19 protein-coding genes and 1 pseudogene are annotated in these 22,120 nt (G+C 71.2%); 9 read left to right on the top strand and 11 right to left on the bottom strand.

What is annotated here, in order from left to right; translation table 11 throughout:
* Positions 1-41: 41 nt before the first annotated feature.
* From CP969_RS12335 to panB, 3 genes are all read right to left on the bottom strand, one after another.
* Complete coding sequence (locus CP969_RS12335; protein WP_004988926.1) at positions 42-860, bottom strand: ABC transporter permease; 819 nt, start codon at positions 858-860, stop codon at positions 42-44.
* Complete coding sequence (locus tag CP969_RS12330; RefSeq protein WP_016826570.1) at positions 857-1,882, bottom strand: ATP-binding cassette domain-containing protein; 1,026 nt, start codon at positions 1,880-1,882, stop codon at positions 857-859. The genes CP969_RS12335 and CP969_RS12330 overlap by 4 nt, the downstream gene beginning before the upstream one ends.
* Positions 1,883-2,038: 156 nt before the next feature.
* On the bottom strand, positions 2,039-2,914 hold the full coding sequence (gene panB / locus CP969_RS12325) for a 3-methyl-2-oxobutanoate hydroxymethyltransferase (RefSeq protein WP_004988930.1): 876 nt from the start codon (positions 2,912-2,914) through the stop codon (positions 2,039-2,041).
* Between the two features lie 254 nt (positions 2,915-3,168).
* Between panB and CP969_RS12320 the strand changes: the two genes are divergently transcribed.
* From CP969_RS12320 to CP969_RS12310, 3 genes are all read left to right on the top strand, one after another.
* Complete coding sequence (locus CP969_RS12320) at positions 3,169-4,761, top strand: MFS transporter (RefSeq protein WP_026085247.1); 1,593 nt, start codon at positions 3,169-3,171, stop codon at positions 4,759-4,761.
* A gap of 71 nt (positions 4,762-4,832) precedes the next feature.
* Positions 4,833-5,459 carry a TetR/AcrR family transcriptional regulator gene (locus tag CP969_RS12315; protein WP_004988933.1) on the top strand — a complete coding sequence of 209 codons (627 nt, stop codon included), beginning with the start codon at positions 4,833-4,835 and terminating at the stop codon, positions 5,457-5,459.
* 187 nt (positions 5,460-5,646) lie between these two features.
* Entirely contained in the window at positions 5,647-6,699 is a 1,053-nt protein-coding gene (locus CP969_RS12310; protein ID WP_004988935.1) for an endonuclease/exonuclease/phosphatase family protein, read from the top strand.
* Positions 6,700-7,078: 379 nt separating this feature from the next.
* Here the strand turns inward: CP969_RS12310 and CP969_RS12305 are convergent, their stop codons facing one another.
* The 3 genes from CP969_RS12305 to CP969_RS12295 form a co-directional block, all read right to left on the bottom strand.
* On the bottom strand, positions 7,079-8,845 hold the full coding sequence (locus CP969_RS12305) for an NAD+ synthase (RefSeq protein ID WP_016826572.1): 1,767 nt from the start codon (positions 8,843-8,845) through the stop codon (positions 7,079-7,081).
* A gap of 162 nt (positions 8,846-9,007) precedes the next feature.
* Complete coding sequence (locus tag CP969_RS12300) at positions 9,008-9,628, bottom strand: DUF305 domain-containing protein (RefSeq protein ID WP_016826573.1); 621 nt, start codon at positions 9,626-9,628, stop codon at positions 9,008-9,010.
* Complete coding sequence (locus tag CP969_RS12295; RefSeq protein WP_004988938.1) at positions 9,625-10,290, bottom strand: DUF3105 domain-containing protein; 666 nt, start codon at positions 10,288-10,290, stop codon at positions 9,625-9,627. The genes CP969_RS12300 and CP969_RS12295 overlap by 4 nt, the downstream gene beginning before the upstream one ends.
* Positions 10,291-10,598: 308 nt before the next feature.
* On the opposite strand from CP969_RS12295, the gene CP969_RS12290 reads away from it, so the two are divergent.
* Complete coding sequence (locus CP969_RS12290) at positions 10,599-11,054, top strand: RrF2 family transcriptional regulator (RefSeq protein ID WP_004988939.1); 456 nt, start codon at positions 10,599-10,601, stop codon at positions 11,052-11,054.
* A 40-nt stretch (positions 11,055-11,094) separates the two neighbouring features.
* Here CP969_RS12290 and CP969_RS12285 read toward each other — a convergent pair whose 3' ends face one another.
* On the bottom strand, positions 11,095-12,282 hold the full coding sequence (locus tag CP969_RS12285) for a globin domain-containing protein (RefSeq protein WP_016826575.1): 1,188 nt from the start codon (positions 12,280-12,282) through the stop codon (positions 11,095-11,097).
* A 318-nt stretch (positions 12,283-12,600) separates the two neighbouring features.
* Between CP969_RS12285 and glnA the strand changes: the two genes are divergently transcribed.
* Positions 12,601-13,962 (top strand): type I glutamate--ammonia ligase, encoded by a 1,362-nt coding sequence (glnA, locus tag CP969_RS12275; protein ID WP_004988941.1) that lies wholly within the window; start codon positions 12,601-12,603, stop codon positions 13,960-13,962.
* Positions 13,963-14,327: 365 nt separating this feature from the next.
* Here glnA and CP969_RS12265 read toward each other — a convergent pair whose 3' ends face one another.
* The gene (locus CP969_RS12265; RefSeq protein ID WP_016826576.1) at positions 14,328-14,612 is read right to left on the bottom strand and encodes a transposase; all 285 of its coding nucleotides are present in this window, start codon (positions 14,610-14,612) and stop codon (positions 14,328-14,330) included.
* Positions 14,613-15,093: 481 nt separating this feature from the next.
* On the opposite strand from CP969_RS12265, the gene CP969_RS12255 reads away from it, so the two are divergent.
* The 3 genes and pseudogenes from CP969_RS12255 to CP969_RS34610 all read left to right on the top strand — a co-directional run.
* Positions 15,094-15,702: a hypothetical protein gene (locus CP969_RS12255; protein ID WP_016826577.1), complete on the top strand. Its 609-nt coding sequence runs from the start codon at positions 15,094-15,096 to the stop codon at positions 15,700-15,702.
* A gap of 220 nt (positions 15,703-15,922) precedes the next feature.
* Positions 15,923-16,165 (top strand): hypothetical protein, encoded by a 243-nt coding sequence (locus tag CP969_RS12250; RefSeq protein ID WP_016826578.1) that lies wholly within the window; start codon positions 15,923-15,925, stop codon positions 16,163-16,165.
* A gap of 96 nt (positions 16,166-16,261) precedes the next feature.
* Positions 16,262-16,348: pseudogene (locus CP969_RS34610) on the top strand (glutamine synthetase); the annotation flags it as partial.
* A gap of 118 nt (positions 16,349-16,466) precedes the next feature.
* On the opposite strand, the gene CP969_RS12240 reads toward CP969_RS34610, so the two are convergent.
* Complete coding sequence (locus CP969_RS12240) at positions 16,467-19,088, bottom strand: SpoIIE family protein phosphatase (protein WP_223887071.1); 2,622 nt, start codon at positions 19,086-19,088, stop codon at positions 16,467-16,469.
* A 286-nt stretch (positions 19,089-19,374) separates the two neighbouring features.
* Here CP969_RS12240 and CP969_RS12235 point away from each other — a divergent pair, with 286 nt between their 5' ends.
* Complete coding sequence (locus CP969_RS12235) at positions 19,375-20,928, top strand: pectate lyase family protein (protein WP_016826580.1); 1,554 nt, start codon at positions 19,375-19,377, stop codon at positions 20,926-20,928.
* Between the two features lie 36 nt (positions 20,929-20,964).
* On the opposite strand, the gene CP969_RS12230 is transcribed toward CP969_RS12235, so the two are convergent.
* Together CP969_RS12230 and CP969_RS12225 are read right to left on the bottom strand one after the other, a co-directional pair.
* Complete coding sequence (locus CP969_RS12230) at positions 20,965-21,183, bottom strand: DUF397 domain-containing protein (RefSeq protein WP_016826581.1); 219 nt, start codon at positions 21,181-21,183, stop codon at positions 20,965-20,967.
* Positions 21,180-22,067, bottom strand: coding sequence for a helix-turn-helix domain-containing protein (locus CP969_RS12225; RefSeq protein ID WP_016826582.1), 888 nt, complete (start codon positions 22,065-22,067; stop codon positions 21,180-21,182). Before CP969_RS12225 ends, CP969_RS12230 begins: the two co-directional genes overlap by 4 nt.
* Positions 22,068-22,120: the final 53 nt, after the last annotated feature.

Here is a 22,120-nt window from a genome sequence, read left to right as displayed (position 1 = left end):
CGCAGGTGTCCGCCGGCCGGGCAGGCGCCTGTCCGCAACCGTCAGGTCTTCGTGCGGAACTTGTGGATGGCCACCGGTGCCATCACCGCCGTGATCCCCACCGACCAGGCCAGTGTCATCCACAGGTCGTGCGCCACCGGTCCGCCCACCATCAGCCCGCGCGCCGCGTCCGCCAGCGAGGACAGCGGGTTGTACTCGGTGAAGTTCTCCAGCCAGCCCGGCATCGACTGGGTCGGCGCGAAGATCGACGAGCCGAACTGCAGCGGCATCAGCACCAGGAAGCCCATGGCCTGCACCGACTGCGCGTTCTTCATCACCACGCCCAGCGTGAGGAAGACCCACATCAGGGCCGAGCCAAACACCACGGACAGCCCCACGGCGGCGAACAGCCCCGGCCAGTGGGTGATGTCGAAGCCGACCAGGACGCCCACCACCATGAGGATCGTGGTGGCGATCAGCATGCGCAGCACCTCGACCGAGATCTTGGCGAACAGCACCGAGCCGCGGCCTATGGGCAGCGACCGGAAACGGTCCATGACCCCCGTGTTGAAGTCCTGGTTGAAGCCGGTACCCACCCCCATGGCCATGTTCATGCCCATCATGGCCATCAGGCCGGGCACGATGTACTGCACGTACGCCTCCTGCCCGCCGCCCAGCGCCTGCCCGATCGAGCCGCCGAAGACGTACACGAACAGCAGGGTGAACACGATCGGGAACAGCACGGCGTCGAACATCGACTCCGGGTCCTGCCGGATCCACAGCAGGTTGCGGCGCACCAGCGCCCCGGTGTGGCGCAGGTGGCCGCGCAGCGGGATGCGCGCGTCCGCGCCCGTGCCGGTGAGGGGGGTGGCGGCGCTCATGCGGCGACCTCTTCGCGGGTGTCGGCGGGCACGGTGTCCTGCGGGGCGCCGGCGCGGTGGCCGGTGAGGGACAGGAACACCTCGTCCAGGCTGGGCAGTTCGGTGGTGAGGGAGCTGAGGGTGATTCCGCGCGCGGTCACCGCGCCGACCACGGCGGTCAGTTGCTCGTCGCTGAGGATCGGGACGAGGACGGCGTCCCGCTCGGTGTCCACGGTGGTGCCGGCGAGCCCGGTGATGCCCAGTGCGTCGAGGGCGTCGGCCAGCGGGCGCAGGTGCAGCGGGTCGGCCGGGCGGATCCGCAGCGTACGGCCGCCCACCTTGGCCTTCAGTTCCTCGATGCCGCCGCTCGCGATGACCCTGCCGCGGTCCACGACGGTCAGTTCGGAGGCGAGCTGCTCGGCCTCCTCCATGTACTGGGTGGTCAGCAGCACGGTGACACCGTCCCCGACCAGCCGCTTGACCTCGTCCCACACCTCGTTGCGGGTGCGCGGGTCCAGCCCGGTGGTCGGCTCGTCCAGGTACAGCACGGACGGCCGGCCGATCATCGAGGCGGCCAGGTCGAGCCGGCGCCGCATGCCGCCGGAGTAGGTGGCCGCGGGGCGCCGGGCCGCCTCGGTGAGCGAGAACCGCTCGAGGAGCCCGTCGGCGCGGGCCCGGGCCTCCTTGCGGGACAGGTCGAGCAGCCGGCCGATGAGATACAGGTTCTCCCGGCCGGAGAGCTTCTCGTCCACGGAGGCGTACTGCCCGGTCAGCCCGATCACCCGGCGCAGCTGCCGCGGCTGGCGGACCACGTCGTACCCGGCGACGGTGGCCCGTCCCGCGGTCGGGGCGAGCAGGGTGGACAGGATCCGCACCAGGGTGGTCTTGCCGGCCCCGTTCGGCCCGAGGACCCCCATCACGGTGCCCTCGCGCACGTCCAGGTCGACGCCGTCCAGCGCCTTGGTCTCGCCGTAGTGCTTGACCAGCCCCCGTACGGTGACGGCGCTGCCCGGGCCGCCGGCTTGTTCGTCTGTTCGCGTCATGGCACCGAGGCTGTCAGAGGCCACCGACAAACCACCGACAGTCCGCCGACGCCTCCCGCCGGGCCACCGACAGCACACCGATGCCTCCCGCCGGGAACGGCGCCGGCCCCGCCGACGGGGGAAGATCGGCGGGGCCGGCTGTCGTACCGCGATGGCTCAGTGGACGGAGTGCTCCTCCTGCGGGAACGCTCCGCCGACGACGTCCTCGGCGAAGGCCTTCGCCGCGCCGCTCATGACCTCACGCAGGTCCGCGTACTTCTTGACGAACTTCGGCACCCGGCCGCCGGTCAGCCCGAGCATGTCGGTCCACACCAGCACCTGCGCGTCCGTCTCCGGCCCCGCGCCGATCCCGACCGTCGGGATGTGCAGGGTCCGGGTCACCTCGGCGGCCAGCTCGGCCGGCACCAGCTCCAGGACCACGGCGAAGGCGCCCGCGTCCTGGACGGCCTTGGCGTCGCGCAGCAGCTGCTGGGCCGCCTCCTCGCCGCGTCCCTGCACCCGGTAGCCCATGGCGTTCACCGACTGCGGGGTCAGCCCGATGTGCGCCATCACCGGGATCCCGGACTCCACCAGCAGCTCGATCTGCCGGTGCGAGCGCTCGCCGCCCTCCAGCTTGACGGCGCCGACCCCGGCCTCCTTCACCAGCCGGGTCGCCGAGCGCAGCGCCTGCACCGGGCCCTCCTGGTACGAACCGAAGGGCAGGTCGGCCACGATCAGGGCGCGGCCGGTGCCGCGGACCACCGCGGCGGACAGCATGGTCATCTCGTCGAGGGTGACGGGCACGGTGGTGTCGTACCCGAGGTGGCAGTTGCCCGCCGAGTCGCCGACGAGCATCACCGGGATGCCGGCCTCGTCGAAGACGGACGCGGTCATCGCGTCGTAGGCGGTGAGCATGGGCCACTTCTCGCCGCGCTCCTTGGCGGCGGCGATGTCGCGGACGGTGATGCGGCGGGTGCCCTTGCCCCCGTACAGCGCCCTGCTGCCGTCGGGGGGAGTCGGCTTCGCGCTCTGGGCAGCGGAAAGCTGCGTCATTGCCACGGCTCCTAACACGTCATCTCGAGGCGCCCTGACGGCGTCCCCGGATCACGTCCATGGTGGCACCTCGGCCCGGCGAGGACCAGAGGAACCCCGCGCGTTCTCCCCGCGCGGCCCCCGCAGGGCGACCGGACGTCCCCACCGCCCCCGTCGGCGAAATAGGCCAAACGGTCACAATATAGGGGCAAGGTCTCGACAAAGGAGTATCAATACGAGACGGGTCCGTATCGAAAATCACTAGGCTGGGCCGTATGACCACTCCTGCCGCCCCCGTCCGCCGGGTCCCGGAAACCGTGCACCGGCGCCGTTGGGCGATCCTCGGCGTCCTGATGATGAGCCTGCTGATCGTCGTCCTGGACAACTCGATCCTGAACGTCGCCATCAAGACGATCTCCACCCCCGCCCCCACCGGCCTGGGGGCCACACAGAGCGAGCTGGAGTGGGCGATCAACGCCTACACGCTCGTCTTCGCGGGCCTGCTGTTCACCGCGGGACTGCTGGGCGACCGGCTCGGCCGCAAGAAGGTGCTGCTCGGCGGTATCGCCGTGTTCGGCATCGGCTCGGCGCTCGCCGCGTTCTCCGGCTCCCCGGCCGAGCTGATCGGCTACCGCGCGGTGATGGGGCTGGGCGCCGCGTTCGTCATGCCGGCCACCCTGGCCGTCCTGATGAACGTCTTCGAGCGCGACGAACAGCCCAAGGCCATCGGCGTCTGGACCGGCGGCGTGGGGCTCGCCATCGCCATCGGCCCGATCACCGGCGGTGTGCTGCTGGAGCACTTCTGGTGGGGCTCGGTCTTCCTCGTCAACGTGCCCATCGTGCTGCTCGCCGTCGCCCTGATGCTGTGGCTGGTGCCCGACTCCCGCGACCCGAACCCCGGCCGGATCGACCCCCTCGGCGTCGTCCTGTCCGTGACCGGCCTGGTCCTGCTGGTCTACGGCATCATCAAGGGCGGCCAGCTCGCCGACTTCACCGACCCCACGGTGCTGTCGACCATCGGCGCCGGTCTCGCCGTCCTCGCCGTCTTCGTCGTGGTCGAGAAACGCAGCGACCACCCGTCCGTCGACGTCGGGTACTTCAAGAACAAGGTCTTCTCCGCCGCCATCGCCGCGATCGCCCTGGTCTTCTTCGCCCTGATGGGCGTGACGTTCTTCTCCGTCTTCTACATCCAGAGCGTGCGCGGCTACACACCGTTGCAGACCGGTCTGCTGCTGCTGCCGCTGGCCGTCACCCAGACGGTCTTCGCGCCGCGGGCCCGGCTGGTGGTGGACCGCTTCGGCCACCGCGCCACCACCACCGGCGGCCTGGTGCTGCTCGCGGCGACCCTGGCCGCGTTCGCCCTGCTCGACACGGACACGCCGCTGTGGTTCCTCGAGCTCGTCTTCTTCCTGATGGGCATCGGCATGACCCACGTCATGACGCCGGTCAGCGTCGTCGTCATGCAGGCCCTGCCCCGCGAGAAGGCCGGCTCGGCCTCCGCGCTCAGCAACACCTTCCGCCAGCTCGGCGGCGCCCTCGGCATCGCCGTCCTCGGCTCGCTGCTGTCCGCCGCCTACCGCACCGACATCGAGGACGAGCTCGTCCTGCTGCCGCCCGCGGTACGCCACGCCGCCGGCGAGTCCATCGAGGCCACCCTGGCCGTGGCGGACCGGCTGGGCGCACGCGGCGAGACCCTGGTCGCCGCGGCCGACGACGCCTTCCTGCACGCGATGCACGTCACGGCCCTGTGGGGAGCGGGCGTCGCGATCCTCGGCGCGATCGTCACCGCCCTGTTCCTGCCCGGCCGCCCCCCGAAGTCCGAACGGGGGGACCGGAACCAGCAACTGGTGGCGGCGGCGGACCGATAACCCCCGCCCGGTGGACCGCCGCCCCCGCGCACCGGGGAGAATCACCCCAGCCCACGAAAGGAGGCGGCGACGTGAGCCCGGTCGTCACCGGCCCCCGGCAGGACGGTCCCGTGCGGGGCCGGCCCCGCAGCGAGGCAGCCGAGCGCGCCATCGTCGAAGGCGTGATGAAGCTCCTGGAGGACGGCGTGCCCCTCGCGGAACTCTCCATCGAGCGCATCGCCCGCACCGCCGGCGTCGGCAAGGCCACCATCTACCGCCGCTGGAGCGGCAAGGAGGAACTCTTCGTCGACATCGTGCGCGCCGTCGAACCCCCGGACCCCGAACTCCCCGGCACCTCCCTGCGCGACGACCTCGTCGTCCTGCTGGAATCCCTGCGCCGGCGCGGCCTGGCCAACAGGACGTCGGCGCTCCTGCACAACGTGCACGCCCAGATGAAGAGCAGCCCGAAGCTCTGGGCCGCCTACCACGACACCGTCATCCTGCCGCGCCGCAGACTCGGCCTGGAGGTACTGCGCCGGGGCCGGGAGAACGGTGAACTGCGCGCCGACGTCGACCTGGAACTGCTCAACGACATCGTCGTCGGCCCCCTCCTCGTCCGCACCGTCCTGCGCCCCGAGGCCGACCTGCCGGACGACCTCGCCGAACGCGTCGTCGATACCCTGCTCCAGGGCCTACGCCCCGTCAGGCCGCACCCGTAGGAGGGAAACCGGCGGCCGTCCCGATGTGCGCGTTTCGTCACAGAGGACGCTTTCCGTGCCCCCGTCCGGAACTCCTCGAGCGGCACCGCACGTCCTCGCCCCCGTACGGCAGGAAAGCAACCGATCATCCCCTAGGGTCGTACGGACACGGGGAGACGGTATGCACAGCAAGTTGTGAGGCAACGGTATGGCGCAACAGGCGTACATGACGGAGACGGACACCGGCGGCTCGGGTCCCGAGCGCCGGACATCCCGGCTTCGGCGTCTGCTCGACCGCCTGACCAGGGGCTGGCGCGGCGACCGCCGCATCTGGCGCCGGGGCCTGGTCCTGGCCGCGTGCGCGGCCCTGCTGTCCCTGGTCATGCTGGCCCACGCCCACATCCCGAACCGGGTGGGCAACCTGGGCAGCCTCCTGGAGACCTTCCTGCCCTGGCTGGGCCTGTTCGTCCCGCTCCTGCTGCTGCTGGCCCTGTTCCGCAAGTCGGCGACGGCGCTGGTCGCGACGGTCCTGCCCGCGATGGTCTGGCTGAACCTCTTCGGCGGGCTGCTCACCGACAAGACCGCCCCCGGCGGCGACCTCACGGTGGCCACGCACAACGTCAACGCCCAGAACCCGGACCCGGCCGGCACCGCCCGCGACGTGGCCGCCGCGGGCGCGGACGTCCTGGCCCTGGAGGAGCTGAGGGCCTCGGAGGTCCCCACCTACGAGAAGGCGCTGGCGGCGACCTACCCGCACCACGCGGTGGTCGGCACGGTCGGCCTGTGGAGCAAGTACCCGCTGAGCGACGTGCAGGCCGTCGACATCCGCCTCGGCTGGAAGCGCGCGATGCGCGCCACGGTGACCGCCCCCGCCGGACAGGTCGCGGTCTACGTCGCCCACCTCCCCTCGGTCCGGGTGAAGCTGGCGGCCGGCTTCACGGCCCGCCAGCGCGACAAGAGCGCGAACGCCCTGGGCGAGGCCATCGCCGCGGAGCCCCTGAAGAACATCGTCCTGCTCGGCGACCTGAACGGCACGATGAACGACCGCGCCCTGCACGCCGTCACCTCCCAGATGCGCTCCACGCAGGGCGCCGTGGGCAGCGGCTTCGGCTTCAGCTGGCCGGCCTCGTTCCCGATGGCGCGGATCGACCAGATCATGGTCAAGGGCGCCGAGCCGGAGAGCTCGTGGACCCTCCCGGCGACGGCCAGCGACCACCTGCCCATCGCGGCCCGCGTGAAGATCACCGCACCGGACGACTGACCCACGGCCGCCCCGCCGGGCCCCGGGAACGACGACGGCCGTCGACGGCGGGCCCCGGGGACGACGGGCATCCGGCACCCGCGTACGGCGGGAACCGGGAACGGCGGTGGGCGCCGGCACCCGCCCGCGGCGGGAAGGGGACGGGGCGGGGGTGTCCGCCCGCAGCGGCCGGCGCGTTTCCCACCGCGCGCCGACACGTCACCGTTCTCGCGCCGGACCGAGGACGGACACCCCCGACGCGGCCCCGACCCCACCACGACCGGGGGCGCTACGCCCGCCCCCACCCGGCCGAAAGGTGCGCCGCAGGCATCACCACGCGCACCCCCACGCACCCGCGCCCGAGAACGAGCCGCAGACAGCAGGCACACGCCCCCTCTGCTCAGCCCGCCGCAGGCGCCTGCTCCCGCCACCCGTTGGTGATCGGCAGTCGCCGGTCCTTCCCGAACCCCTTCGGCGAGATCTTCGTCCCCGGCGGGTACTGCCGCCGCTTGTACTCCGCCCGGTCCACCATCCGCAGCGTCTTCGCCACCAGCTCCCGGTCGAACCCGGCCGCGACGATCTCGTCCGCCCCCCGGTCCCGGTCCACGTACAGCTCCAGGATCGCGTCCAGCACCGGGTAGTCCGGCAGCGAGTCCGTGTCGACCTGCCCCGGCCGCAGCTCGGCGCTCGGCGGCTTGCTGATCGAGTTCTCCGGGATCGGCGGCGTCTCCCCCCGCTCCTGCGCCGCCCGGTTCCGCCACCGCGCCAGCCGGAACACCGACGTCTTGTAGACGTCCTTGATGGGCCCGTACGCCCCCACGGAGTCCCCGTAGAGCGTCGAGTACCCCACGGCCAGCTCCGACTTGTTCCCCGGAGCCAGCACGATGTGCCCCTCCTGGTTGGAGAGCGCCATCAGCAGCGTCCCCCGCAGCCGGGACTGCAGGTTCTCCTCCGCGAGCCCCGTCAGCCCCAGCGCCCCCATGTACGCGTCGAACATCGGCTCGATGGCCACCGTCCGGTAGTTCAGCCCGGTCCGCCGCGCCAGCTCCGCCGCGTCGTCCCTCGAGTGCCCGGACGAGTACTTCGACGGCATCGACACGCCGTACACGTTCTCCGCCCCCACCGCGTCGCAGGCGATCGCGGCGACGAGCGCCGAGTCGATGCCCCCGGACAACCCGATCAGCACGGACTCGAAGCCGTTCTTCTCGACGTACGCCCGAAGCCCGACGACCAGCGCGGAGTACACCTCCTCGTCGTCGTCGAGCCGCTCCGCGCACTCGCCGGCCTGCTCCGGCTCGTACGCGGGCAGCGGCGCCTCGGACAGCACGACCCGGTCGATCCGCAGCCCGTCGTCGACGGTGCCCGTCGGCGCGTCGGCCGCGGCGGCGGGCAGGTCGAGGTCGACCACGAAACACCCCTCGGTGAACTGCGGCGCACGCGTCACGACCGCACCGTCGCGGTCGACGACGATCGAGTCCCCGTCGAAGACGAGCTCGTCCTGCCCGCCCGTCATCGCGAGGTAGGCGGTCGTGCACCCGGCCTCCTGCGCCCGCTTGCGCACGAGCTCCAGCCGGGTGTCGTCCTTCTCGCGCTCGTACGGCGAGGCGTTGATCGACAGGAGCAGTCCGGCCCCGGCGGACCGGGCCGCGGGCACCCGCCCCCCGTCCTGCCACAGGTCCTCGCAGATGGCGAGGGCGACGTCGACGCCGTGCACCCGCACCACCGGCATGGTGTCGCCCGGCACGAAGTACCGGAACTCGTCGAAGACCCCGTAGTTCGGCAGGTGGTGCTTGGCGAAGGCCAGCACCACCTCGCCGCCGTACAGCACGGCGCCGGCGTTCTGCGGCGCGCCCGCCGGCTGTCCGTACTTCGGCTGGGCGGCCGCACTGCGGTCGAGGTAGCCGACGACCACCGGGAGCTCCCCGAAGCCCTCCTCGGCGAGCCGCGCGGCGAGCGAGCGCAGGGCCGCGCGGGAGGCCTCCACGAAGGACGACCTGAGGGCGAGGTCCTCGACGGGATACCCGGTCAGCACCATCTCCGGGAACGCCACCAGATGGGCTCCCCGCTCGGCGGAGTGCCGGGTCCAGCGGAGGATCGTTTCGGTGTTGCCGTCGAGGTCACCGACGCGCGAGTCGATCTGATTCAGGGCGAGACGTAGTTGAGGCACGGACCCAGTGTAATCACCGTAATCGTCAAAGCGACACGATGTGAAGGACGGGCGCCGTACGGAGAGGGACGGGCACCGTACGGACCGAACCGGGCCGGGCCGAACCGCGCCGAACCACACCGGGCCGAACCACGCCGCACCGGACCACGCCGCTCCGGCCCCCTACGGCCGGGGCGCCGCCCCCCGCTCCCGCAGCATCTCCGTCATCAGCCCGATCTCCGACTCCTGCGCCTCCACCATGCCCCGGGCGAGCCGCTTCTCCACCCGGACCTCGCACGCGTGGACACACCCCTGCGCCATGTGGACCCCGCCCTTGTGGTGGTCCGTCATGAGCTGGAGGTAGAAGACCTCCGCCTGCTTCCCCTCCAGCGTCCCCAGCCGCTCCATCTCGGCGTCGGTCGCCATCCCCGGCATCAACGCGCCGTCCTCGCCGGAGGCCGCGTCCCCCATGCCCATCCACGTCATCGGAGGATCGGCGGACACCTTCGGCAGTTCCCACAGGTCGAGCCAGCCCAGCATCATGCCCCGCTGGTTGGCCTGCGTCTGGGCGATGTCGTAGGCGAGCCGCCGGACCTCCTCGTCGTCCGTCCGGTCCCGCACGAGGTACGACATCTCGACGGCCTGCTGGTGGTGCACGGCCATGTCCCGGGCGAACCCGGCGTCCGCGGAGTCGGCGGAAGGGGTCCGGTCCGTTCCCTCGTCCCCGGCGACCGCGTAGCTGATCGCACCGGCCGCGAGGAGCGCGAGCACCGCGGCCCCCGCGACCAGCCCGGCCTGCCTCATCCGTTCAGCCCGCCGGTGCAGGCGGCACCCGGCTCGGGCGTCTGCTCGCCCTGGACGAACTTCTGGAGGAACGCGTCGACGGCGGGGTCGTCCGCCCCGGTCACCGTGCGCTGGTGACCCCAGGCCGTGAGCATGATCGGGTCCTTCTGGCCGTCGACCGGGCTCATCAGGGTGTACGGCGTCTTCTTCACCTTCGCCGCGAGCGCCTCGACGTCCGCCTCGTCGGCCCGGTCGTCGTAGGTCACCCACACCGCGCCGTGCTCCAGCGAGTGGACGGCGTTGGTGTTGTCGATCTCGTCGGTGTAGACGTTCCCGTCGCAGTTCATCCAGACCGGGTTGTGGTCCCCGCCGACCGGGGGCGAGACCGGGTACGTCACCGACTTGGTGACGTGGTCGCGGCCCAGCGTCCCCTCCCACTTGCGCACCCCGTCCGCACCGGTGACGAAGCGGCCGTCGGCGGCCTTCGTGTCGGCCGCCGCGCTGTCGCCGTCGTCCGACTGCGACTGGATCAGGACCACGCTGCCGACCACGAGCCCGGTGACCGCCACCACCCCGGCGGTGATGGCGAGGATCCGGTTGCGGCGCTCACGGGTCTGCTCCGCGCGCCGCATCTCCTCTATCCGTGCCGTACGTGCCGCACTGCTCTTCTTGGCGGAACCCATGGGGGAGTGCCCTCCGGAGGATGGTGGGACGAACGGGTGAGCTGATCGTAATGGGGAAACCGGGCGAGTCGTAGAGGGCGACGGGAATGACCGGATGTGGACCCCGGCGACCGCTGGACCCCGGCCGCCCCTGCGGGACGACGGGGGCGGCCGGCGGTGCCCGCCCGCGGCGGACGAGCGGATCGTCCGGGTGGAACCACCGGCCGCCCGGGCGCCCGGACCGCGCTCCGCGGCCGAGGTCCTCCACCGCGCCCGTCCGCGCGACCTCATATTTGAAGCCGGGATGCCGATTACCTACCCTGCCCGGTATGCGGCTGCTGCGCTCCACCGACCTGGCCCTGCGGGTCCTCATGCGCCTCGCCGTGGCCGGCGGCTCCCAGCCGACGACGCGGGACGTCGCGGCGGCCATGGACGTGCCCTACACCCACGCCGCGAAGGTCGTCGCCGACCTCCGGCACCGGGGGCTGCTCACCGCCCGGCGCGGCCGCGGCGGTGGCCTGACCCTCACGGAGAAGGGGCGCGGGGCCTCCGTGGGCGCCCTGGTCCGCGCCTTCGAGGGCGAGGGCGACGTCGTCGACTGCGAGGGCGGCTCCGCCACCGCCCCCTGCCCGCTGCGCTCGGACTGCCGCCTGCGCGGCGCGCTGCGCCGGGCCCAGGAGGCGTTCTTCGCCTCGCTGGACCCGATCACGGTGGCGGACCTCGCCGCGGACCCGACGGGTCCGCTCCTGCTCGGCGTCCCGCGGGTCCGCCAGGGGAGCGCCTGACACCCTCCGGGACGGCCGCGGGGGTCCCGCCGTCCTCGGCTCAGTCCTGCTTGGCCAGCCACAGGTCGGGACCGAACACCTCGTAGTGGATGTCGGCCGGCGCCACGCCCTTGGCGATCAGCTGCTCACGCACCGCCCGCATGAACGGCAGCGGGCCGCACAGGTAGGCGCGGGTGCCCGGGACGACCGGCACGGGGGTCAGGTCGACGTAGCCGGTGCGGGTGCCCGCGGGGGCGTCCTGCTCGTACCAGAGGTGCACGGTCGCGTCCGCCAGCTTGGCCGCGAACGCCTCGTGGTCCGTGCGCAGGGCGTGGTCGGCGGGGGAGCGGTCGCCGTGCACGACGGTGACCGGGGCGCGGTGCCCGCTCTCGGCGAGGTGCGCCAGCATCGCGGTGATCGGGGTCACGCCGATCCCGGCGGAGGCCAGCAGCAGGGGGGTGTCCGTGTCGGCGTCGATCACCAGGTCGCCGTAGGCCTCGGACAGCTCCAGGACGTCACCGGCCCGCACCTGCGCGTGCAGGTGGTGGGACACCTCGCCGTCGGGCGCCGACTCCTCGCGCACGCGCTTGACGCTGAACTGCCGCTCGTCGGGGCCGGGCGCCCCGGAGAGGCTGTACTGCCGTATCTGCCGGGCGCCGTCCGCGAGGGCGACGCGGACGGAGACGTACTGCCCCGCGCGGAAGGCGCGCACCGGGCCGCCGTCGACCGGGCGCAGCCGGAAGGTCGCGACGTCGGCGGTCTCGGTGATCCGCTCGACCACCTCCCAGGCCCGCCACCGGTGTCCGCCGCGCTCCTCGTGGAGCCGCTTCTCGAGGGCGATCAGGGCGTTCGCCATCAGCCAGTAGACCTCGTCCCAGGCGGCGGCGACCTCGGGGGTGACGGCCTCGCCCAGCACGCCGGCGATGGCGGCGAACAGGTGCTCGTGGACGATCGCGTACTGGTCCGGGGTGATGCCGAGGGAGGCGTGCTTGTGGGCGATGCGCCCCAGCATCGCGTCGGGCCGCCGGTCCGGGTGGTCCAGCAGGTGCGTGGCGAAGGCCGCGATGGACCCCGCCAGGGCCTGGCGCTGGGTGCCGACGGCCTGGTTGCCGCGGTTGAACAGGTCGCGCAGCAGTTCGGGGTGGGCGGCGAACATCCCGGAGTAGAAGCGCTCGGTGATCTCGCCGAGGGACGCGCCGACGGCGGGGAGGGTGGCGCGGACGGTGGCGGCGGACTGCTCGGACAGCATCGGGTCTCCTCGTTGCTCGGATGCCAGCGCCCCCATTAAAACTTGCATCTGGAATACCAATTAAAGGGGGGTGGGTCTCGAGGGGGCCGGAGGGCGGCGGGGCGGCGGGCCGGGTGTTACGGATGCCGGTCCGAACGGGCAGGATGGGCGGCGGAGCGGCACACCGCCGCGGGCGGGCGTTCGGGCCGCGGCCGGTCGGCCGCCCGAGGTCGGCAACGCGTGTGAAACGCTGGTGTGGTGGGATGCTCGAGTGCCCGGCCGTCTCCCGTGGTCCGGGAGGGACGGGTGGCCCGACCGGCAAGGATGGGGAAGCGGAAGATGGACAAGCAGCAGGAGTTCGTGCTCCGGACGTTGGAGGAGCGCGACATCCGGTTCGTGCGCCTGTGGTTCACCGACGTGCTGGGCTTCCTGAAGTCCGTGGCCGTCGCCCCGGCCGAGCTGGAGCAGGCGTTCGACGAGGGCATCGGCTTCGACGGCTCCGCCATCGAGGGCTTCGCGCGGGTGTACGAGTCCGACATGATCGCCAAGCCGGACCCGTCGACCTTCCAGATCCTGCCCTGGCGCGCGGAGGCCCCCGGCACGGCCCGCATGTTCTGCGACATCCTCATGCCGGACGGCTCCCCGTCCTTCGCCGACCCGCGCTACGTCCTCAAGCGCGCGCTGGCCCGCGCCTCCGACCAGGGCTTCACCTTCTACACCCACCCGGAGATCGAGTTCTTCCTGCTGAAGGACAAGCCGGTCGACGGCAGCCGCCCGACCCCCGCGGACAACTCCGGGTACTTCGACCACACCCCGCAGAACGTCGGCATGGACTTCCGCCGCCAGGCGATCACCATGCTGGAGTCCATGGGCATCTCGGTGGAGTTCTCCCACCACGAGGGCGCCCCCGGCCAGCAGGAGATCGACCTCCGCTACGCCGACGCCCTCTCCACGGCCGACAACATCATGACGTTCCGCCTGGTGATGAAGCAGGTGGCGCTGGAGCAGGGCGTCCAGGCGACCTTCATGCCCAAGCCCTTCTCCGAGCACCCCGGCTCCGGCATGCACACGCACCTCTCGCTCTTCGAGGGCGACCGGAACGCCTTCTACGAGTCCGGCGCCGAGTACCAGCTCTCCAAGGTCGGCCGCTCCTTCATCGCGGGCCTGCTGCGGCACGCGGCGGAGATCTCCGCGGTCACCAACCAGTGGGTCAACTCCTACAAGCGCATCTGGGGCGGCTCCGAGCGCACCGCCGGCGCCGGCGGCGAGGCCCCCTCGTACATCTGCTGGGGCCACAACAACCGCTCGGCCCTGGTCCGCGTCCCGATGTACAAGCCCGGCAAGACCGGCTCCGCGCGCGTGGAGGTCCGCTCCATCGACTCCGGCGCCAACCCCTACCTGACCTACGCCGTCCTGCTGGCCGCCGGCCTCAAGGGCGTCGAGGAGGGCTACGAACTCCCGCCGGGCGCCGAGGACGACGTCTGGGCCCTCTCGGACGCCGAGCGCCGCGCCCTGGGCATCGAGCCCCTGCCCCAGAACCTGGGCGAGTCCCTGACCCTGATGGAGCGCAGCGACCTGGTCGCCGAGACCCTCGGCGAGCACGTCTTCGACTTCTTCCTGCGCAACAAGAAGCAGGAGTGGGAGGAGTACCGCTCCGAGGTCACCGCCTTCGAGCTGCGCAAGAACCTGCCGGTGCTGTAAGGGCAGGTCAGAACAGGCATCCCGCTGGTTCAGCGGACGGGGCCGACGGTCGCGGACCGTCGGCCCCGTGGCGTCTCACTGGTCCTGGGCCGCCCCTGGGCCGTCCGGCGCCGGATCGGCGCCCTCGTACAGGCCGTCCACGGCCTTCCGGGCCCGGGGCGTCGCCGCTCGGCACGAGGTGCGTGCAGACCCGGAGCGTGAACCCCGGATCGCCGTGACCGAGGTGGGCGCTCAACGCTTTGACGTCCTCGCCGGCGTCCGGCAGGACGGACGCGTAGAAGTACCTGAGGGCGTGCGTGCCGTGTTCCCGGGCAGCCTGGTGACGCTCTCCGGGCTTCGGCGTGGTGCGATGCCGTCCGTTTTGATCATGTGAGGCCGAGAAGGGCAAGGGGCCGGGTCCGGTCTCGGGCTGCCCTTCGGAGGCCGGAGGCGATGGTGCGGGCGCCGGTCAGACGGAGGGCTCCGATCGCGAGGTTCCTGCGGGTGGCCATCGCTCTGGGGGTGTTTCCGGTCCGCAGCCGGGAGGCGTCCTCGGCGAAGGTGACGTCCCTGGCGTGGTGCGGGGCCTCGACGGTCCAGTGCCCTCGGACCAGCCGGGCGAGCTGAGCCGGGCCGGCCTGCTCGGCGGTGTACCGAACCCCGCCCGACATGGCGAGGCGTCAGCAGCCGGGCGTCAGCCGACTGCGCCGAAGTCCTGACCGAAGAGGGCGCGGTAGTACGCGACTGCCGGTTCGCGCTCCATCCGGATGTTGCCGGCGGGGGTCTCCGTTGGTGCGTTGTCGGACGACCATCCGGTTGGTTTCCGCTGCGCTCTTCGAGATGCACGACGAATGGATCGCCTCACCTCGCCGCCACCTCCCCGAAGGTGATATGGGTGATATCTGTCGTAAACTCTCTTTTAGTTCCTCCATGCTACCCAACGCACCGAAATGCAATCGTCAGTTGATCCCCAACACCATGGCGAGGGATACTGCCTGGCGGATGCGTGTTCCCGACCGAGTGGCACTCGCTTCAATATCCTCCCGTGCAGGTCATCGGAGGTCATCTACCCAAAGATTACTGGGCAGTTGACCTCAGGGTTTCGTGGTAGCGTCCATACTCGGAGGGACAGTGCGACCTGAAAGGGAAATCGTGAACACGGAGAAGATCGCCGCTCGCCGCCTCTCGCTGGAAGAGGTGACGAAGCTCGGCGTGCAGGACAGGGTCTTCGTTTCCGCCGACACGGCAGAACTCAAACTTCCCGACTGCTATGTCCCTGCTTTTCTGACCAAGCCCGGTGAGGATTTCGAGGGCGGCTCGATCACGGCGAGAACCGTATTCCAGGAAGAGGTCTCCTGCCTTCCCGACGACGAGAATGAAGCCGGAATCTACTTGGCCGACGAGAACGGCTCGGTGACCATCGAGGTCCTCCAGTCCGCCGGTGTCGTGCTGGACCTGGCGCTTTTCGTCCCTGGTGGGGACAAGGGGTCCCTCACGGCCCTTTACGCTGCGGTCCGGCAGGCGTTCGGCGCCGACATCGTGCAGATCTGGCGCCAGGGCCTCAAGGAGGTTCCCGACGTGAAGGTCGACATCTTCGAGGAGCAGATTCCCCGGGGGCGCAAGGGGAGCGACAGCCCCAAGCGTGACCGTCGCGCGATCGACACCTACCCCACCCGTGCGGACTTCATCGAGTTCTCCGCGGGGTGGAAGCCGGTCGTTGAGATTCACCGGCCGATCGTTGACGACACCCCGACCATCTGAGGCGGCGTCACCTCTCGTCTCGGCCTGAGAGAACGCCGAGAACGCCGAGAACGCATGCGCCGGACCCGGTCGACCCCTGAGCGGCTCGGGGAGCCGTCGGAAAACAACTCACGAACGCCGAAGCGCCGTTCCACTCGATGACCTCGCGAGACAGCCCGCCTGACCGAGATCAAATCCTGAGGTTGTTCCGCGACAGCCCTCAGGGCTTCGGAGTGGTCGAGTGACGTCCACCTCGCGCTCGGGCGAGGTCGGGGAGCGTGAGGGGTCGGCGGGCGTCACGCGCCTGCGGCGACGGCCGGAGGCGATGCTCTTCGCGCCGTTCAGTCGCAGGGCGCCGACCGCGAGGTTGCGCCAGGTCGCCGTGGCGCGGGGTGCGCTGCCGGTCCGCCACCGCGCACGGGGCCAGATCGAGGACGACGGCCGGTGCGCGGAGGCGCAGGCCGCCGAGGCGCAATGGACGTGAGGCGGGAATCGTCCGCTCGCGCTCCCCTCACCGCAAGGGGTCACGAAACGGACGCCCGCCGACCGCGCCGAAGCCCCGGCTCCCGGGCTGCACCACTTCCTGCGCAACAAGAAGCAGGAGGGGGAGGAGTACCGCTCCGAGGTCACCGCCTTCGAACTGCGCAAGAACCTGCCGGTGCGGTAGGCGCCGGTCGGAGCGGGTTCCCGCCGGTGCGGCGGAGCGAGGGGCCGGTGGTCGTGGACCGCCGGCCCCTCGCCGTGTCTCACCGGGCCGAGGAGGGGCGGGGCCCGCCCGGCGCGGGTCAGGTGGGTGGGGTGGGGCGCAGGGCGAGCAGGGCGATGTCGTCGGTGTTGTCGGTGCCGAACTCGATGATCAGCTCGTCGCAGAAGACGTCGAGGGGTTTGCGTGCCTGGCCGGCGGTGTACCGGCGCAGCCGGGCCATGGCGTCGTCGAGGGACTCTCCGCGGCGTTCGATGAGGCCGTCGGTGAAGAACAGCAGGGTGGAGCCGGGTGGCAGCCGGTCGTGGGCGGAGGGGCGGGGCAGGTCGGGGTCCATGCCGATCAGCAGGCCCCTGCCCGCGTCCAGATAGCGGGTGTCGCCCTCCCGGGTGGTCAGGAGGGGCGGCAGGTGACCGGCGGAGGAGTGGTGCAGGTCCCCCGGGTCGCTGCTGCTCCTGAGCAGGGCGTAGGCGCAGGTGGCGGTGGACTGCGGGGAGAGCGTGTGGCTCGCGAGGTCCAGACGGCGCAGGACGTCGCCGGGAGGTTCCTGGCGGTCGACGGCGATACCGCGCAGCATGCTGCGCGGGGTGCTCATGGAGACGGCGGCCTGCAGGTCGTGGCCTGTCACGTCGCCGATGACCAGCACGGTGTCGCCGTTGGGCAGGACGAAGGCGTCGTACCAGTCCCCGCCGATCTCGGCGGTGGTGCTGGAGGGGATGTAGCGGGCGGTCAGCTCCAGGTGCTCGACCCGGGGGAGTTCGGGCAGCAGGGCACGCTGGAGGTGTTCGGCGTTGGAGTGGGTGTACTGGTGCAGGAGGGCGTTGTCGACCCCGAGGGCGATGCCGCGGACCAGGTCCGCGATCAGGGGGACGTCCTCCTTGACGAACGGGTGCTCGTCCTGGGCGCGGACCAGGGACAGGACGCCGAAGACCTTCCGCTGGGCGCGCAGCGGAGCGATGACGGCACTGCTTCCCCCCAACTGCTCCGTCAGCTCCAGCAGCCGGGCGTCCAGAGGGCTCCGGGCCTGGCCGACCGAGGGGATGTCGGTGATCAGCAGGGGACCCGCGCCGCGCAGCACCCGGGGGAGGGGCCCCCGCGCCGACCTGGACGCGAGGGAGAGCCGGTCGAGGTGCACATCGGAGATCCGCACCCGGGGATCGCGGTGGACGATGTGGAGCCACTCCACCTGTCCGTGCTCGTCGAGAAGCCCCACCGTGCACCAGTCGGCCAGGCGCCGGGTCAGGACGTGGCACACCCGCCGCAGCCTCTCGTCCAGATCGAGGGTGCTGGTCAGCGCCCTGCCGGTGTCGGCGAACAAGGACAGCCACTCCGGCGCCGTCTTCTCGGGGATCACCGCCTTCGCTTTTCTGAGCGTGGTCGGCAACTGCGCCGGGTTCGGTGACGGCCGTGTCGCGTACCGGTCGTCCTGCGGAGCCCGCGGCGGGACGGGGGGAACCGTCGTCGTGGTGAGGTGGGCGACGAACACGGTGCGCCCGTCGACCGCCTCCTGGGTCTGGACGGACAGGCGGACGGGGATCGTCCGGCCGTCGCGGTGCAGTGCGGGAACCGGTATGGAGCGGCCCAGGATGCGGGACTCGCCGGTGAGCAGCAGCGAGCTGAAGGCCGCCACGTGGCGTGTGCGCAGATGCTCGGGGATCAGCGCGGTCAGGCGCCGGCCGACGAGGTCCTGCGGGTGCCAGCCCAGCAGGTTCGCCGCGGAGTTGTTCACCGCGATGATCCGGTTGCGGTCGTCGGCCGCGACGGTCGGTACGTCGGAGGCCTCCACCTCGCTCGCGTCCCAGGGGGCCATGTCCGTGGGGGTGGTGCTCGGCGCCTGGGGGACCTGGGTCCACGCGGTGGGTTCTCCCCCGGCGAGCTGGCCGGCGATCTGGTCGAGCAGCCAGTGACGGAAGGCCCGGATCTGCGGAAGGGCCGGGAGGGCGAGCAGGGCCCCCTGCTGGGCCGCCGCGTCGGCCTCGTCGAGGACCCGGCGCAGGGCCGCCACGCCCGGAGCGGCGTCCGCCGCGAACGCCACCAGCAGGGAGAGCGTCGAGGTGTCGGGGGTCTCCTGCTCCACCGCTGCCGCCATGCACGCGCAGATCATGTTGCTCGTGTCCTGGGCGACGAGGAGGTCCTCCGGCCGCACACCGGTCCGGTCGATGGTGGACGCGGCGAGGAGCAGCTCGCGCAGCAGCCCCTCCCACTGCTGCTGTGCTGCCCAGTACAGGGCGTACGGAACGTCGTTCAGCGTCACGCTCAGGGTCCGGCCGGAGGACGGCTTCACGATCTCCCACACGGACGCCGGCGGCGCCGGTGCCTCGGGCCACACTTCGAACCAGACGGTCTTGCGGCCCTGACCGCTGTGGACACCGTGGTGGGTGGCCAGTTCCTCCACCAGGGCCAGACCCCTCCCGGTGCAGGCGTAGGGATGGCGGTCGTGCGGCACCAGACCACGCTCCGGCCGGTGGTCGCTGACCCGCACATGGGCCTGATCCCCGACGGTCCAGGCCCGCACCTCGGTCTCCGTGCGCGCGTGGATCACCGCGTTGGTCACCAGTTCGCCGACCAGCAGCTCGGCGGTGTCCACCGTGTCGGGGGGAACCCCGTCCAGCACCGACCGCACGAAGCGCCGGGCCGCAGCGGCACTCTCCGGCGCCGGAGGCAGACGTCGCGACGGTGCCCCGGGTGGACTGGGGCTGCTCATACCGATCGGGTGCCCAGAAACATCCGTGCGAAAGGCCGAACGGCACGAGGAACGGGGGTGAGCGGCCGGCGGTGCGTGGGCGCGCTCCCACCCAATACGGAAGGAAACGTTCCGTAACTGTGCGGAGCCTTGCCAGTCCCTTGCGCGTCGCTCTACTGTCACCAGACAGAAAGCGCTTTCCCAATCCATGAGCCGGGTCGCACGGCCACCCTCCGGCCGTTCTACTGACATGCCCATGCCATAAATGGGGCGTGCCCGGCACGCGAAGACGAAAGGCGAGGCGAGGATGAGGCGATCAGTCGCACTGCGACTCTCCGCGGCGCTGGCCACCGGGGCCCTCGCGGCCGCGGGCACCGTGGCGCTGTCGACGTCCCAGGCGTCGGCCGCGGCCACCGGCGCCACCGGTTACGCGACCCAGAACGGCGGAACCACCGGCGGCGCGGGCGGCCAGACGGTGCGGGCCACCACGGGAACCGCCATCCACCAGGCCCTGTGCAGCCGGGCCAGCAGCAGCACCCCCCTCACCATCCAGGTCGAGGGGACCATCAACCACGGCAACACCAGCAAGGTGTCGGGCAGCAGCTGCAACACCGCGGCCGGTGTGATCGAGCTCAAGCAGATCAGCAACGTCACCATCGTCGGGGTCGGCAACGGAGCCGTCTTCGACCAGCTGGGCATCCACATCCGGGAGTCCAGGAACATCATCATCCAGAACGTGACCGTGCGGAACGTCAAGAAGTCCGGCTCACCCACGTCCAACGGCGGCGACGCCATCGGCATGGAGAGCGACGTCCGCAACGTCTGGGTCGACCACGTCACCCTGGAGGCGTCGGGCGGGGAGTCGGAGGGCTTCGACGGCCTCTTCGACATGAAGGACAACACCCAGTACGTGACCCTGTCCTACAGCATCCTGCGCAACTCCGGTCGCGGCGGCCTCATCGGCTCCAGCGAGAGCGACACCTCGAACGGGTACGTGACGTTCCACCACAACCTGTACGAGAACATCGACTCCCGCGCACCCCTGCTGCGCGGCGGCATCGCCCACATCTACAACAACCACTACAAGAACCTCAACGAGTCCGGCATCAACTCCCGGGCCGGAGCCCGCGCCAAGGTGGACAACAACTACTTCGAGGACTCCAAGGACGTCCTCGGCACCTTCTACACCGACGCGGCCGGCTACTGGCAGGTCAGCGGCAACATCTTCGACAACGTGACCTGGTCCGGCCGCAGCGGGGACACCAACCCGGCCGGTCCCGACCCGCAGTCCAACACCACCGTCAGCATCCCGTACTCCTACAGCCTCGACGGGGCGAGCTGCGTGCCGAACGTGGTGAGCCAGACGGCGGGCGCCAACAAGGGCCTGAAGGTCTCGGACGGCAGCTGCACGCCGCAAAACCCGGGTCCGACCCCGACGCCGACCCCGACCGACCCCACGCCGACCCCGACCGACCCGACCCCGCCCAGCGGGACGAACCTCAGCCTCAGCTCCGGCGCCGGCGCCGACGGTTCCTCCAAGGCGAGCGGCACGAGCTACGGCAACGTGCGGGACGGGAACATGAGCACCTACTGGTCGCCGTCCGGCTCGACCGGTTCCGTCTCGGTCAAGTGGGGCTCCGCGACCGGCGTCTCCAAGATCAACATCCGGGAGGCGTCGGGCTCCGCGGGCGCCATCGGCTCCTGGCGGGTCCTCAACGGCGACACCGGTGCCGTGCTGACCTCCGGCAGCGGGGCGGGCGTCATCAGCTTCCCCAAGACCTCGCTGAAGAAGGTCACCTTCGAGATCACCAGCTCCAACGGCACGCCGCGGGTGGCCGAGTTCGAGACCTACGCCCAGTGACCCGACCGGGGGCCGTCCCCACGACGGCCCCCGGCCTCAGACGGCGCCCGTCCCACCCGCACCCGCCACGAAGCGGCTCCACGCGGCCCGGGTGAGGGTGAGGCGGGGACCGTCGGGAGCCTTGGAGTCCCGGACGTGGACCGAGCCGGGGATCACGGCGACCTCGACGCAGTCATTGGGGTTGCTGCTGTCGCTGTAACTGCTCCTGAACCAGATCAGATCGACGTCGTCTCCGCCCGAGCCCTTGCGGTTCATGTTTCCCCCAGCGCTTGTTCGATGAAGGTCAGTGACTCTCGTGCGGTCAGCGCCTCGGCCCGGATGATGCCATAGCGCAGTTCGAGGATCCGCAGGTGCCGGGGATCGGTGACGGGACGGCTGCCGAACTCGTCGTCGGCCCGGCCGACCGCTGTGCCGTCCGCGAACTTGAGCACTTGGATGCGCCCTCCCGTTCCAGGATGGTCCCCGCGGGCCGTCGGCATGACCTGGATCTCGACGTGCCGCAACTTCGCCATTTCCAGCAGGTGTTCGAGTTGTCTGCGGAGAACCATCATGCCTCCGACGGGGCGTCGGAGGGTCACTTCCTCCTGCACGAAGCTCAATTCCGGGGCGGGCCGCCGTTCGAAAACGGCCCTGCGTGCCATCCGAGCGGCGACCGCCCTCTCCAGTTCGTCCTCCGACAGCGCCGGCCGCCGCGTGCTCAGGAGCGCCCGGGCGTACTCCTCGGTCTGAAGGAGACCGTGCAGGTTGTGGCTGCCGTACGAAAGGAGTTCCACCGCCTGGGCCTCCAGCCGCGCCAGATCCCGCACCTTCTTCGGGTACCGGATCTTCGCCACGTCCTCCCGCATCGCGGCGAGCAGCCCGCCCGCCCCCAGCACCTCGTCCGCCTTCTCCAGGTACTCGGGCCGGGGGATCCGCTTCCCGCTCTCGATCTTGTAGACGAGGTCCTCCCCGTACTTCATCACCGCCGCGAACTCGGCGACCCGCATCCCCACGGCCTCCCGCCGCAGCCTCAACTGCCGCCCCACCGTGGCGACGACCGCCACGCCCCACTCGTCGTCCGGGTCGACCTCCCACCCCGGTTCGTCCGTCCCCGTCCCCGTCTCGCCCGCGGGCCGCACGGCCCCGCCGTCCACCGACATCCGCACCCCTTCGCCGTACGCGTCGTCTCGCGATGCGGCTCACGCTAGGCAGG

It is taken from the genome of Streptomyces viridosporus T7A (assembly GCF_008704515.1).
GTDB classification, from domain to species: Bacteria; Actinomycetota; Actinomycetes; order Streptomycetales; family Streptomycetaceae; genus Streptomyces; species Streptomyces viridosporus.
The sequence above is the reverse complement of the archived record's forward strand: the minus strand, read 5'-3'. Positions and strand labels throughout refer to the sequence as shown.